The sequence below is a fragment of the Dokdonia pacifica genome, from assembly GCF_900188275.1.
GTDB classification, from domain to species: domain Bacteria; phylum Bacteroidota; class Bacteroidia; order Flavobacteriales; family Flavobacteriaceae; genus Dokdonia; species Dokdonia pacifica.
The window spans coordinates 188637-202429 of the sequence record NZ_FZNY01000006.1 but is presented as its reverse complement, the minus strand read 5'-3'; the positions used below and the strand labels follow the sequence as shown (position 1 = coordinate 202429).

The following is a 13793-nucleotide window of genomic DNA, read 5'->3' as shown; positions in this document are numbered from 1 at the left end:
ATAAATACTAAAAAAAATATGAAAAAAATTACTTTATTACTACTTGCCTTAACGACAAGTTTTTACGTTAATTCCCAAACTGTAATCTCTTTTGAGGTATCAGAAGGTTATACCGAAGGGGATATAAATGGACAAAATGGTTGGGGAGCAATTGGTGGAAACACAAATACTTTTGTATCTGCTGCTCAATCGTCAGAAGGAGATCAATCTCAACAATTAGTTCCTACTAATACGGGAGCTTTAGGTGGAGGATTAGCGCCACAAGAAGTAAGCGTTGAGCCTGAGGTATTTGTTACTACAGATATGTTTGTAGAATCTTCTGATGGAGCATTATCTACTATAGAATTTGCTACTCAAAGCCCTTCTCAAGGTTTACTTACTACTAGAATTGCTTTCAATCCAGATGACACTATTACTGTTTTAGATGATGATGGTTCTGGAGCTTTAGCATTTATAGACACTGGTGCTACTTTTACTCGTGACACTTGGTTTACATTAGAGATTGAGCATAGATTTGATGATGGAGAGATTCTATATTATATAGATGAAAACTTAATATATACAGGAACTGTATTTGGAGGAACTAATGTAGAGCAATTAGTAACTATTTTCAATAATCTTGAAAGTGGAGCTTTTTATGACAACATGACTTTTCAAGATGGTGTACTTTCTACTGATGAAAACACTTTATCAGAAAATGTTTCTGTTTTCCCTAATCCAACTAATGGTGATTTAAATATCAACTTTACTAGAAATTTTGGAGCAACAAACATTGATATTATAAATGTAAATGGTCAAAAAGTTTTAAATGCTTCTATCGAAGGTTTTGGAAACAATTCAATCGCTACTAGCAAATTAGCTAATGGTATTTATTTTGCTCAAATATCGAGTGAGACTGGAACAACTACCATTAAATTTATCAAAAACTAAAACTGCGTTTTAGTTTTTATTCAAACACAACTCAACAACTAGAAAAGCCAAAATCGTAATGATTTTGGCTTTTTATTTTTAGATAAGTATTCTTATTTATTTACTTGCAAATAGTTTTACATCATCTTCAGAAACTTCGGCTCCACTTAAAATAATCAATCTTTCAACTACATTACGAAGTTCTCTAATATTTCCAGTCCAATCATAATCTTGCAATAACTTGATGGCTTTATCAGAAAATTTCTTTTCTGAAGATCCTTGTTCTTGTGATATCTTCTTTGCAAAATGACTAATCAATAATGGGATATCTTCTCTACGATCATTTAGTGCTGGTACTTGAATAAGTATTACAGCAAGTCTATGATATAAATCTTCTCTAAATCGACCTTCGTCAATTTCTTTTTTAAGATTCTTATTCGTAGCGGCAACAACACGTACATTCACTTTGATGTCTTTATCGCTTCCTACGCGTTGCACACGGCTTTCTTGAAGTGCTCTCAACACTTTTGCTTGAGCAGAAAGACTCATATCTCCTATTTCATCTAAGAATATAGTTCCTCCGTTTGCTGCTTCAAATTTACCAGCTCTATCTTTATTTGCAGATGTAAATGCCCCTTTCACGTGTCCAAATAATTCGCTCTCTATTAATTCAGATGGTATAGCTGCACAATTCACTTCTATTAAAGGGCCATTAGATCTATCGCTCTTTTCGTGTAACCAATGCGCAACTAGCTCTTTTCCTGTCCCATTAGGGCCAGTAATTAATACACGTGCATCTGTAGCTGCTACTTTCTCTATCATTTCTTTAATTTGAGAAATCGCAGCACTATCTCCTATCATCTCATACTTTTTACTCACTTTCTTTTTGAGTAATTTATTCTCTACTACAAGGTTTTTCTTATCGAGTGCATTACGTACTGTATTAAGCAATCTATTTAAATCTGGTGGTTTTGAGATATAATCAAAAGCTCCGAGACGCATCGTGTTTACCGCTGTATCTAAATCTCCATGACCAGAGATCATTACCATAGGGACTTCAGGTTTTAATTTTTTAACTGCTTCTAAAACCTCAACACCATCCATTTTTGGCATTTTTATATCACAAAGTACTAGATCGTAATCATTATCTTTTATCTTGTTTATTCCTTCTAAACCATCTTCGGCTTGCTCTACTTGATACTCTTTACTCTCTTCAGAAAGAATTTTTGTGAGTACTCTGCGTATTGCAGCTTCATCTTCTATTATTAATATTTTAGACATATCTCTTTTTTAATTTATTAAGAATAGAATCAAATACTATTCCTTTTTATTGTATAGATGTACTTCTCTTTGTGGGAAAGGTATAGAAATAGCATTCTCTTTGAATAATTCATCTATTTTAAATCGCAAATCACTTTTTATACGAGGATCAGCAAAACTATTACTAGTAAAGAAGTAAACGCTAAACTGTAATGCCGAGTCTCCAAAATCTTCAAATAACACAAAGGGCTCTGGATGCTTAAGTACTCCTTCTTGTCCTTCTAAGCTTTTAAGGAGTAATTGAGATACGCGTGCTGTATCACTTCCATATGCAACACCTACAGATACACTTTCTCTAGTAGTTTTATGGTTTTGAGTCCAATTATAAACTTTTTCGGTTAAAAACTTATGATTAGGAATGACAATGACTTTATCATCTCTGGTTAACGCTCTTGTCGTTCTTAATTTAATATCAAAAACACGCCCCACTTTTCCATCATCAAACTCAATAATATCTCCTATGTGTAGTGTTTGATCTAGTATAATAAAGATCCCTGAAAGTACATCTTGAAATAAGGTTTGCAATGCAAATCCTAAACCTACAAATAACGCTGCAGATGCAGTCAAGAATACAGTTACATCTACTCCCGAAGCACTTAAAACAGCAATAACTACAAGAATATAAATAAGGTATTTTAAAAACGTAAAAATGCTATTAAATTTATTACTATCATCTTCAGGTAGTTTTTTAGTAACGATCCTTCTAGAAATCAAAAGCAATCTATGCACTAAAATGAAAGAGAATATGATAAGTAAAAACGTTCCTATAGTAATATGAATTTTTTCTTTACCAGAACCAAAATGGAAACCCCAATTAAGAAATTCCTTAACACTCCCCCAAACATCTTGAGTGATCACTTCTTTTACTTTATCTACTGTATCTTCTTGAAGCATATTAATATTTCAACCATTTAAAAAGTTCCTTATACGTAGGTTTTTTTCCATACATTAAAATTCCTACGCGGTATATTTTGGATCCAAACCATACCGTAAAGATAAAAGAAGCAACTAATAATGTTACTGATAATGCAATTTGCCATCCTGGTACATCAAATGGAATACGCATAAGCATTACAATAGGAGACGTAAGTGGAATAATAGAAAAGATAGTTGCAACGGTTCCATGAGGATTATCTATTACAGCAAAAAAGCCAACGTAAATGGCAAGCATAAGCGGCATAATAATAGGTAACATAAATTGCTGTGTATCGGTTTCATTATCTACTGCGGCGCCAATAGCTGCATAGATAGAACTATATAAAAAGTAACCACCTACAAAATACACTAAAAACCCTACTATCAATTGTAACAGTGGAAGTTTACCTATTTCAATAAATATTTCCGTTATTTTATCAGGATCATTAGCGATCGCTTGTGCTTCAGAATTTACAACACTTGTCGTAGCAGAAGGGTCTATATCAAAGACTATTTGCATTACAGTAAGTAAAACAACTCCTAGGATTGCCCATATCGAGAATTGTGTAATTCCAGCCATGGTCGTTCCTAATATCTTCCCTAACATTAATTGGAATGGTTTTACAGACGAGATAATCACTTCAATAATGCGATTTGTTTTTTCTTCTATCACACTACGCATAACCATATTTCCATAAATGATAATAAACATCATCAATAAATACCCTGCAGCTCCTCCAAAACCAGCTTTAACCCAATTACTCATTTTTGAAGATTTTTCTCCAGAATAATTTTCAATACCAATATTGATTTCTTTTTTCACATCATCAATAGTATTGGGGTTAATCCCTTTATTAACTAAAATTTGATTTGTGAGTTTGTTTTCTATTTTCTCTTCTAGGCTTTCAACCACTCCAGGAGATGGCGTTTCTTTTCCATAAAACTTGATATCAAAACCAATATCTTCTGTATCAGGTAAGATATGGACAAGCCCATAATATTCTTCATTTTCAGAAACTTCCTTAGCAGTCTCTAGACCTTGACTAGAAAGATTGATATAGGTAGTCTGATCTGTATTGCTAAATATCGTTTCAAACGCATTAGAATCATCTACAAATGCAATGACTCGTTTGGTATCACTATTTAATTGTGTTAAGTAAGTGATTAAAAAAACCATTCCAACAAGTATCAGTGGACTTAAAAACGTCATAATCAAAAATGACTTATTACGCACTCTTGCCTTGTATTCTCTTTTTATAATTAATGACAATACACTCATATACTTTCATTTACGGTTTGGATAAAAATATCATTTACACTTGGGATCACTTCTGTAAAGTGCGTTACTTGCCCATACGACTGTAATTGTTTTAACAGATCATTGGAGTTTCCTTGCTCTCCAAGTTGAATTCGCAATTTCAATTCATCACCCAATGACTTAAATTCTGCTGGACTCACTTTAAACATAGATTGTAGGTCTGTTTCCGCTTTCGCGAAAGCGGACGCATCCATCTCCACGCCTATATCAAACGTATTGTTCCTGTACTGACGCTTTATCTCGTTGATCTCTCCATCTAAGATTTTATTAGATTTATGAATCAATGCGATATGGTCACATAATTCTTCTACAGATTCCATACGGTGTGTTGAAAAGATAACCGTAGCACCTTCATCGCGTAGTTGAAGGATTTCATCTTTGATGAGGTTTGCATTGATAGGGTCAAAGCCACTAAACGGCTCATCAAAAATGAGCAATTTAGGATTGTGCATAACGGTCACTACAAATTGAATTTTCTGTGCTTGTCCTTTAGATAACTCTTGAATTTTTTTATTCCACCAAGCACCAATTTCTAATTTTTCAAACCAGTATTTTGCTCTTTTCTTCGCTTCTGCTTTATCCAGTCCTTTTAATTGTGCTAGATATAGAACTTGCTCTCCAACCTTCATTGATTTATAAAGACCGCGTTCTTCTGGCATATAGCCTATATCACGAATATGATGTTGTTGTAAAGGCTCTCCATCCAATGTAACAGATCCTACATCTGGCATGGTGATTTGATTGATAATACGGATAAGTGTCGTCTTTCCTGCTCCATTAGGTCCTAAAAGCCCAAAAATACTTCCTTTAGGTACTGCTATAGACACTCCGTTAAGTGCCGTAAAGTTTCCAAATTGCTTAGAAACCGTATCGGCAACAAGTAATGAATTCATAGTTGATCTTTAGTGTGCTAAAGATAGGAATAAGAAGGCAGAGCATGAATGCACTTTAGAGTTTTTTAGCAACAGAATTAATTACTACAATTTCCGTTTAAAAAATCCTGTTCTGTTGGGTTATATGCATTATCCTGTATATACAAATTCTCAACAACACCGTTCACAATTAAATCTTCCACGACACAAAAATTTGTAAGCGCATCGTTATTAGAAATCTGTAACTGATTTAACGTTGTAATATTTTCCAATCCAGACAAATCAGTTATCAAAGAAAGACTATGAATAAGGAAATTATTATTTACAGTTTGAAGCCCAGATAACCCATCTAAAGAAATGAGATTACTGTCAAAACCTATACCCACATAATCTGCTATCGTAATATTATGTAAACCATGTAAACTTTCCCCTTGAAAAAAAGTTATATTAAGGCTTCCTACACTCGTTAAATTAGAAAGAAATGACAAATCATCAAGTGGTTGTGGCACAGAAATAGAAGGACAGCTAGGACAACTAGCGAAACCTTCTGCAATATTCACAGATGCCAAAGATGCTGGAATAATATCTGATAACATAGAAGCATCATCTATGAGTATATTTCCAGTAAGTCCTAAATACCCATTCTCCTGTATTTGTGCATTTTCAAGACCATTATAACTTTCTAATAGTAGATTTTCTTTTACAAAAAGCCCTCCTACTGACGTTACATTTGACAATGCTTCTACCGAGGTTAATTCATAATTATTAGTTATTTGTAATTTATTTGCAACAGTCGTTAAGTTTTCAAGGCCATTAAGATTTGTTATTTGAGTACCATTAATACTTAAGAAGACTCCGTCAACTTTTGTAAGGGTATTTAAAGCTTCTAAAGAAGTAATAGGTGAACCCGAACTCTGAATAGACAAATAACCCGTTATTTCTGTATATCCCATAGATCCTATAAAATCTACTTCCGCTTGGGTATTTAAAGTAAGATCGCCTTCAAAAATATTAGACTCTTGAATAGTATCATCCGTACTACAAGAAACTATACATAAAGCACATAAAAGGGTTGTAATTAATCTCATGATATATTATTTTAAAATAATTAGTAGTAATTACTCACTACAATTTCCGTTTAAAAAATCCTGTTCTGTTGGGTTATAAGCATTATTCTGTATAAGAAAACTATTATTGTTATAAAACATTATCGTACCATTAATAAATAAATTAGAAAGTCCACAAAAATCAGAAAGTATTGGATTCCCATTATAATCAAGGGTTCCTCCTATAAGAATTCCTCCATCAAGAAATAAAAGATTTTCTAATCCATCTAAAGATTCTAGAAGTGTATTTCCTTCTAATCGTAAAGTACCAATAACAGATTCTAATCCTTGTAGACCTTGTAGAGAAGTTATTGAATCACAGCTCGTAATTCTTACACCATTTGCGCTTGTTATATTATGTAATCCATCTAAAGAAAGTAAACTCTCTACAACAAACAGAATTAAATTACTTTCTATTGTGGTTACTTGATCAAAAACTTCAATAGAAGTTAATGAAGGACTATGCCAAATACTAAGTACTTCTAATGTTTCATTTTGCACATTTGATAACGCATCTAGAGAGGCAAGAGATTCATTTCCACTAAGATGAATACCTCCCATATAGGTAAGGCTTTCTAAGCCTGATAAATTTTCCAATTGATCTAAACTAAATATAGTAAGCCTTCCTACTGATTGTAAAGATTGTAATAATTCAAGAGTATTAATACTTTCTAAGTTATTAAGCACAAATTGATTTCCTACAGATTCTAACTGTTCTAACCCTTGAAGATTTTCTAATAAAGGACTCGATTGAATTGAAAAATCTCCTGTCACCCTTTTTAAACTTGAAAGGCTATTTAAATTTGTTATATCTGTATTACCGCCACTAAAAGGTTGAATATTGAAATTTCCAATAATCTCTGTATACATATTTGCTCCAAACTCATCTAAGTCTTCTTGAGAATCTATATAAAGATCTCCTACATACGTATTTTCTTCTTGTTCACATATACTCACATCTCCAACATTTGTAACTTCTGCTGTTATCGATATAGGTAATAAACCTGTATTTTCATTTTGGTCCTGATCTATAATTATAAATTCATAAGTAGTCTGGGTACAATATGTAAACGTATAATCTAGCACTCCATTTTCTACAACAAAAGGAATACTTGTTACTTGACCATTATTATTTACCAATAACCCAATACCATTCTCAAGAGGTATTCCATCACAATTGGTAACAGTACCTATCAATGTGGTTTGATTAACAGCTTCTACAGGTATTGTAATTACTATCAATGTATCTGCACTATAGGGTCCCAGTTGTGCTTCATAAGTTTGTTCATCTGAACAATCATCAGCCCCTAATACTTTTAGTGTAATCTCCTCATTTGCTGGAAACAATCCACATTCATTTCCATCTTGATTTGTTAATCCATCAAAAATAATCTGTCCCGTTTCATTACGAATGATTTGAATAGGAACACCTCCAAGTGCTCCATTTTCGTCTTGTATTGTTATACAAGCTTCTATATAATCTATAGGTAAATCACAATTCCACCATGTAAAATGCGTAACTTCTCCTATGTATTTATCACCTACTTTTATTGCTTCTCCTTGTTCTTTCCAATACCCAACATTTTCGTCAAAAAACCATAGAGGAATTACATCTGGTGCTATTCCCATTTGTGTATTATCTACTGGAAACTCAATAGTTGCAGGAGCATCTTCTGCTATATTAAGCACATCACCGTTAGGTGAAAATAAATTGATAGCGAGCATTCCATACGTTTCCAAACTCCTAGCTTCATTACTTATATTTTGCGCAAATAGCATTCCTGGCATTTGCTCAAAAGTCGCACTTTCATTGGGTTTTAAATAATGCATAGATACCTCAACGTCTCCTGTATATGGATTGTCATTTTCGTCTATAAATGCGCCTGTAAAAGAAACACTACTTTCTCCTAAAGTAGCAATACTAGCTTCTCCAGATTGGACAGTAGTCACAATATTTTTTTCTAATAAGGTAATTTGCACATCGTTTATCGTATTCACATCTGGAATAAGTACTCTAGAACCTACTATATATCCTTCTTTACGTACTTTTAAAAATGCAAAATGCTTAAAAGCTGAAGCATCCTGAATTATAAAAACACCGTTAGCATCTGTTTGTGTTGTGCTCGTTCCTATTGTAATTTGTGCTTCAAAGATTCCATTTCCAGACTCATCTACAACATGCCCTGTAAAATCTGCAGTAACAGCATCGCCAAAATTGGCTACTTGAAAACTTATATCATCTTGCTGGTTGATAATTTCAGATTCAGGAATGCTATTACCAAAATCATCTTCTTCACAAGAAAACAGTAAAAAGATGAATAAGGAACTTAAAAGGAATATTCTTTTCATAATGGTATGGTTCGTTACTATGAGAAATATGATTGATGATTATTCACTACAATTTCCATCTATGATGTCTTGCTGCGTTGGATTAAAGGCATTTAAAAGTATTTCAACATCTTCTTCCAAAAGAGTTGTAACGCTATTCTGTACAGCACAAAAATCAGTGAGAACGGGGTTAGCTACAGCTTGAAAACCTCCTGTTACTAATGGTATATTTTCTAATCCACCTAATGTTTCTAATTGATCATTTTGTGATACAAAAAGAAAAAGAATATCATTCGTTACATTACTTAGTTCTTGAAGATTTGTAATATTAGGAGCTAACCAAACCGAAAGACGATTTATAGAAGTTATATTTTCAAGCCCCGTAAGATCTGTTCCTTGAAAACCTTTAAGTCGCAACCAATCCACTTCATTCACATTACTTAAAAATGCCAAAGATGTAAATGGTTGAGGTTCTGGAATAATTGGAAGGCAATCTACAAAAGGCCCACAATCTAATATGAACTCTTTAAATCTTATAGTTTCCATGACAGATGGCATTCCATCTTGAATTGCATCTAAGCTTGCTAATTTATCATTCCCTTCTATAATTAAATTTCCTCCAGATGCTATTGAGATATTTTCTAGACCTTGTAAAGATTGTATTTCTCTGAAGTTAATAATCTCAAGACTTTGTATCGTACTATTAATATTACTAAAAGTATCTAATGATGAAATCATAGAATTTCCATACAAGGATACTTCTCCAGATACACTCGTTAAATTTTGCAAACCATCTAAGTTTGGCACATCAAAAAGATTTGTCAATCTTAAATCACCTCCTACTACCTCAATAGTAGACAAGTTACTTAAGTTAGATATAGGGTCAGGATTTTCAAATTGTGCACTAAGAATAAGATTACCCGTTATTTCTGTATATAACATAGCACCAAAATCATCTACCTCTTGTTGTGTAAATAATTCAACATCTCCATCAAAGATATTAGCTACTGGTTCTTGAATAGTATCATCTGTAGTACAAGAACAAATACATAGAAAGACAATAACTACAATGTAATTTTTGAACATAATGATTGGTTTAGTGTTATCTCGTTAGTTACTAGCTAAAATCAAAAAACAAAAGATAGTATTAGGTGCAACCGATCAACGTTTACTTTTCAAAGATTACAGAAAACACATCAAAGCGCTGAAAATCAATATATTAAAAAAAACAAAACCCACCCTTGACGAATGTCTAGGATGGGAAAAAAATTGCTATGAAAAAGAAAAATAACGTTAAATAGTGTTTAACGTTATTCAAATATAACTTTTTTTTATCAACCTATAAGGAAAACCTTTAGAAAAATTGACAATTTAACAAGCCTTATGAAAACATATCTTTTACTTTCTCAAAGAAAGATTTGTCTTCTTTCTCTGGATTAGGAGTAAAGTTCTCATCTTTAGCCATTTTCTCAAAGAATTGTTTTTGTTCTTTCGTAAGTGTTTTTGGAGTCCATACATTTACATGTACTAGTAAATCTCCTTTTCCATATCCATTTATAGATGGAATCCCCTTACCTCTAAGGCGTAATATTTTTCCACTTTGAACACCAGATTCTACTTTAATACGTACTTTTCCAGTAACTGTTTCTATCTCTTTAGAGCTCCCTAAAACAGCTTCACTAATACTGATGTACATATCATAATGCAAGTTATCTCCTTCACGTTGAAGATTTTCGTGAGGAAGTTCTTCTATCGCAACTAGTAAATCTCCAGAAATCCCATTACCAGGTGCATCATTACCTCTACCTTGCACTTTAAGTTGCATTCCATCTACAACGCCTGCTGGTATTTTTATGCTTACAGTTTCTTCTTCTACTTTTAGTCCTTGGGCATCTGCACCATCTGGACGTCTATCAATACTTTGTCCTGCACCTCCACACGTAGAACAAGGCGCTGAGGTTTGCATACGGCCAAGAATTGTGTTTTGAACACGTGTTACTTGACCAGAACCTTTACAAGTTTCACACGTTTTATAGGTAACTCCTGGTGCTTGTTTTTTACGTTTTACTTTAATTTTCTTTTCTACTCCTTGTGCTATTTCCTCTAGGGTGAGTTTTACTCGAATACGCAAGTTACTTCCTTTAACACGTCGCTGTCCGCCACCGCCAAATCCACCAAATCCAGAAAATCCACCGCCACCTCCAAAGGCACCTCCAAAAATATCTCCAAACTGGCTAAAAATATCATCCATATTCATTCCACCGCCGCCTCCAAAGCCGCCGCCTTCAAATGCCTTATGTCCATATTGATCATAACGAGCTCGTTTTTGCTCATCACTTAATATCTCATAAGCTTCGGCTGCTTTTTTGAAATTCTCCTCGGCAGTAGCATCACCAGGATTTTTATCAGGATGAAATTCAATCGCTTTTTTACGATATGCTTTTTTAATTTCTGCCTGAGAAGCACCCTTTGAAATGCCTAATATGTCGTAAAAATCTTCTTTCATATATAGTACTCAGCCTACCTGAGTATTGTATTAATATAATCTTTTACCTCTTTTAAAATAACAAGCATCCGATTATATATTGGTTTTCCAAATTTACTTTCCTGTCACTACTTTAGGAAAACGTATAATCTTATCTCCTAATGTGTACCCTTTTTCTATTACATCTACAATCTTACCTACCATCTTTTTGTTAGGTGCAGGTATCTGTGTGATAGCTTCATGTAGCTCTGCATCAAAAGCATCTCCAGCTTTTACTTTTGTTTCTTCAAGTCCTTTAGACTTTAAAGTCTCTTTAAGTTTATTACTGATAAGCCCTACTCCTTTTGCAAGCTCTTTATCTTTTGCTTTTTCTATTTCAGTAAGCGCACGATCAAAATCATCTATAACAGGAAGTAATGACTGTATCACTTCTTGCCCAGCAGTTTTAAATAACTCTAAACGCTCTTTTGTTGTACGACGCTTATAGTTTTCAAATTCTGCAAATAGTCTAAGAAATTTATCTTTCTCTGCTTCTAGATCGTTCTTTAATTGATCTACTTCACTTAACGTTTCGGTTGTATCTGCTTCTGTAGCAACATCATTTTGTAAGTTACCATCAACCTGAGTATCTTCTATTTCTTGTGTATTATCTTTTTTTGCCATAATTGGTGACTACTTCAATTTTTAATTGAGGTGGCAAAAGTACTGCCATTTCTGAAAAAATGTCAAAATGTCACAGTATAATTTTAGTAGGTACATGCATATTTTAATATAAATTTAAAGCAGGTAGTTTCTGTTATTATGTACCTTCGTCACTTTTTTAACATCAAAACAATTTATAATGAACCGATTGATCGTAAACACTCTTGCTATTACAGCCATTTTAATAAGTACTATTGCATGCAAAGGTGATCAAAAAAATGAGACAGATGCTACCAATGCAAAAGATGTAGCAACTCCTGAAGCACAAGCAACTACATACAATGTAGACACAGCCGCTTCTACAATTTCTTGGGTAGGGTCTAAACCTTCAGGAACACACCAAGGAACTATAGCTGTACAATCAGGCGCTATGCAAGTAGCTAGTGACAATACTATCACAGGATCTTTTGTAATAGATATGAATACAATTACAGTTACCGATCTTGAAGGCGATGGGAAAGCAAGTCTAGAGGCGCATCTAAAAGGAGCAGCAGAAGGAAAAGAAGATCACTTTTTTAATGTAGCAAAACATCCAACGGCTTCTTTTGAGGTAACGGGTATCTCAGAAAAAGAAGGCGTAAAAATGATGGATGGTAACCTTACCATTAAAGGTATCACTAAAAATATAACATTTCCTGTAGCATATACAGTAGGTGGTGAAACAATGACATTAGGTAGTAAACCTTTTACCATAGATCGTACTAAGTGGGGTATTGAGTTTATGTCAAAAAGTGTATTTGATGATCTTAAGGATAAATTTATAAGCGATGATATGGAAATTACAATTTCTATTAAAGCAACAAAAGCTTAAATCTCATTGCAACGATATAAAAAGCCATTTCTTTATGAAATGGCTTTTTTATTATAAGATATTTTCGATGGCTTGCTCTACAGTAGTGTAATTAAACACAAAGCCTTTTTCTTGAATTTTTTCGGCAGAAACCAATTGACTTTCTAATGCAATAGTAGCCATTTCACCTAGCAATAGTTTCAGCATTTTTTTGGGTACATTGGGTAAAAACAGTGGCTTTTTTAGAGTCTGTGCCACTACTTTTGTCAGTTTTTCATTAGTCACAGGATTAGGAGCCACACCATTATATATGCCCGTAAGTGCTTCTTCTAGTACATGAATATACATACGTGCCATATCTTCTATGTGAATCCAAGATTGCCATTGTTGTCCATTGCCAAGAGGTGCTCCAGCAAAAAACTGTATGGGTTTTACTATTTGAGGTAAAGCGCCCTGTGTTTTATCTAAAATAATCCCGGTACGTATGATACTAGTAGCAATGTCCAGTTTCTGAAATTCTATAATGGCTTCTTCCCATTCTTGTACTACTTCTCCTAAAAACCCTGATGCATAATCTGGGTATTTTTCATTGTATAATTTGGTAGGTGACGAAGGGTAACATCCTATTGCGCTTGCCGATATGATGTGCTTTACAGTAGGTGTGTTTCCGCTTTCGCGAAAGCGTGCCAAGACATTATACAATAATTGTGCACTTTTAATACGACTATCTTTAATAAGCTGTTTATTCCTTGATGTCCATTTTTGAGCAATAGAAGCACCCGCCAAGTGAATAATCGCATCAACCCCTTCTAAAGAAGCACTGTCCAATTCATCATTAGAAGGATTCCAATAGAAGCCTTTATAATCAGGTTCTGAAGTTATTTTTTTTTGAGAAGTCGTGAGATAGTGTACTACAATACCTTGTGCTCGACATAATCGAGTCACTTCACTCCCAACAAGTCCCGTCGCTCCTGTAATAAGTACTTTCATAGCATTACAAAGATACGTAGGGCATCTAGAAAATTCTGGATATTTATAGGAATCTTAA

At 33.7% G+C, this 13793-nt stretch carries 12 protein-coding genes; 2 read left to right on the top strand and 10 right to left on the bottom strand.

Annotated elements, in window-relative coordinates; translation table 11 throughout:
* Positions 1–18: 18 nt before the first annotated feature.
* Complete coding sequence (locus tag CHB80_RS17600) at positions 19–930, top strand: T9SS type A sorting domain-containing protein (protein WP_089372826.1); 912 nt, start codon at positions 19–21, stop codon at positions 928–930.
* Positions 931–1026: 96 nt separating this feature from the next.
* Here the strand turns inward: CHB80_RS17600 and CHB80_RS17595 are convergent, their stop codons facing one another.
* From CHB80_RS17595 to CHB80_RS17555, 9 genes are all read right to left on the bottom strand, one after another.
* A complete protein-coding gene (locus CHB80_RS17595) occupies positions 1027–2190 on the bottom strand; it encodes a sigma-54-dependent transcriptional regulator (RefSeq protein ID WP_089372825.1) in 1164 nt (387 codons plus the stop codon).
* Positions 2191–2226: 36 nt separating this feature from the next.
* Positions 2227–3123, bottom strand: a complete 897-nt coding sequence (locus CHB80_RS17590) for a mechanosensitive ion channel family protein (protein ID WP_089372824.1) — start codon at positions 3121–3123, stop codon at positions 2227–2229.
* A gap of 1 nt (position 3124) precedes the next feature.
* A complete protein-coding gene (locus tag CHB80_RS17585; protein WP_089372823.1) occupies positions 3125–4423 on the bottom strand; it encodes an ABC transporter permease in 1299 nt (432 codons plus the stop codon).
* Positions 4420–5355 (bottom strand): ABC transporter ATP-binding protein, encoded by a 936-nt coding sequence (locus CHB80_RS17580; protein WP_089372822.1) that lies wholly within the window; start codon positions 5353–5355, stop codon positions 4420–4422. Before CHB80_RS17580 ends, CHB80_RS17585 begins: the two co-directional genes overlap by 4 nt.
* 77 nt (positions 5356–5432) lie before the next feature.
* The gene (locus tag CHB80_RS17575) at positions 5433–6422 is read right to left on the bottom strand and encodes a receptor L domain-containing protein (RefSeq protein WP_089372821.1); all 990 of its coding nucleotides are present in this window, start codon (positions 6420–6422) and stop codon (positions 5433–5435) included.
* Positions 6423–6452: 30 nt separating this feature from the next.
* Positions 6453–8789 (bottom strand): hypothetical protein, encoded by a 2337-nt coding sequence (locus CHB80_RS17570; RefSeq protein ID WP_089372820.1) that lies wholly within the window; start codon positions 8787–8789, stop codon positions 6453–6455.
* Positions 8790–8828: 39 nt separating this feature from the next.
* A complete protein-coding gene (locus CHB80_RS17565; RefSeq protein WP_089372819.1) occupies positions 8829–9854 on the bottom strand; it encodes a hypothetical protein in 1026 nt (341 codons plus the stop codon).
* Between the two features lie 295 nt (positions 9855–10149).
* On the bottom strand, positions 10150–11274 hold the full coding sequence (gene dnaJ, locus CHB80_RS17560) for a molecular chaperone DnaJ (RefSeq protein WP_089372818.1): 1125 nt from the start codon (positions 11272–11274) through the stop codon (positions 10150–10152).
* 93 nt (positions 11275–11367) lie between these two features.
* Positions 11368–11916 (bottom strand): nucleotide exchange factor GrpE, encoded by a 549-nt coding sequence (locus CHB80_RS17555; RefSeq protein ID WP_089372817.1) that lies wholly within the window; start codon positions 11914–11916, stop codon positions 11368–11370.
* Positions 11917–12094: 178 nt separating this feature from the next.
* On the opposite strand from CHB80_RS17555, the gene CHB80_RS17550 reads away from it, so the two are divergent.
* Positions 12095–12766 carry a YceI family protein gene (locus tag CHB80_RS17550; protein WP_089372816.1) on the top strand — a complete coding sequence of 224 codons (672 nt, stop codon included), beginning with the start codon at positions 12095–12097 and terminating at the stop codon, positions 12764–12766.
* A gap of 51 nt (positions 12767–12817) precedes the next feature.
* On the opposite strand, the gene CHB80_RS17545 is transcribed toward CHB80_RS17550, so the two are convergent.
* Positions 12818–13735: a TIGR01777 family oxidoreductase gene (locus CHB80_RS17545; RefSeq protein ID WP_089372815.1), complete on the bottom strand. Its 918-nt coding sequence runs from the start codon at positions 13733–13735 to the stop codon at positions 12818–12820.
* Positions 13736–13793: the final 58 nt, after the last annotated feature.

Coding starts and splice junctions, on each gene's coding strand:
- CHB80_RS17575 (WP_089372821.1), bottom strand. CDS start 6,422: ATGAGATTAATTACAACCCTTTTATGTGCTTTATGTATAGTTTCTTGT.
- CHB80_RS17600 (WP_089372826.1), top strand. CDS start 19: ATGAAAAAAATTACTTTATTACTACTTGCCTTAACGACAAGTTTTTAC.
- CHB80_RS17565 (WP_089372819.1), bottom strand. CDS start 9,854: ATGTTCAAAAATTACATTGTAGTTATTGTCTTTCTATGTATTTGTTCT.
- CHB80_RS17570 (WP_089372820.1), bottom strand. CDS start 8,789: ATGAAAAGAATATTCCTTTTAAGTTCCTTATTCATCTTTTTACTGTTT.
- CHB80_RS17590 (WP_089372824.1), bottom strand. CDS start 3,123: ATGCTTCAAGAAGATACAGTAGATAAAGTAAAAGAAGTGATCACTCAA.
- CHB80_RS17585 (WP_089372823.1), bottom strand. CDS start 4,423: ATGAGTGTATTGTCATTAATTATAAAAAGAGAATACAAGGCAAGAGTG.
- CHB80_RS17555 (WP_089372817.1), bottom strand. CDS start 11,916: ATGGCAAAAAAAGATAATACACAAGAAATAGAAGATACTCAGGTTGAT.
- CHB80_RS17580 (WP_089372822.1), bottom strand. CDS start 5,355: ATGAATTCATTACTTGTTGCCGATACGGTTTCTAAGCAATTTGGAAAC.
- CHB80_RS17545 (WP_089372815.1), bottom strand. CDS start 13,735: ATGAAAGTACTTATTACAGGAGCGACGGGACTTGTTGGGAGTGAAGTG.
- CHB80_RS17595 (WP_089372825.1), bottom strand. CDS start 2,190: ATGTCTAAAATATTAATAATAGAAGATGAAGCTGCAATACGCAGAGTA.
- CHB80_RS17550 (WP_089372816.1), top strand. CDS start 12,095: ATGAACCGATTGATCGTAAACACTCTTGCTATTACAGCCATTTTAATA.
- dnaJ (WP_089372818.1), bottom strand. CDS start 11,274: ATGAAAGAAGATTTTTACGACATATTAGGCATTTCAAAGGGTGCTTCT.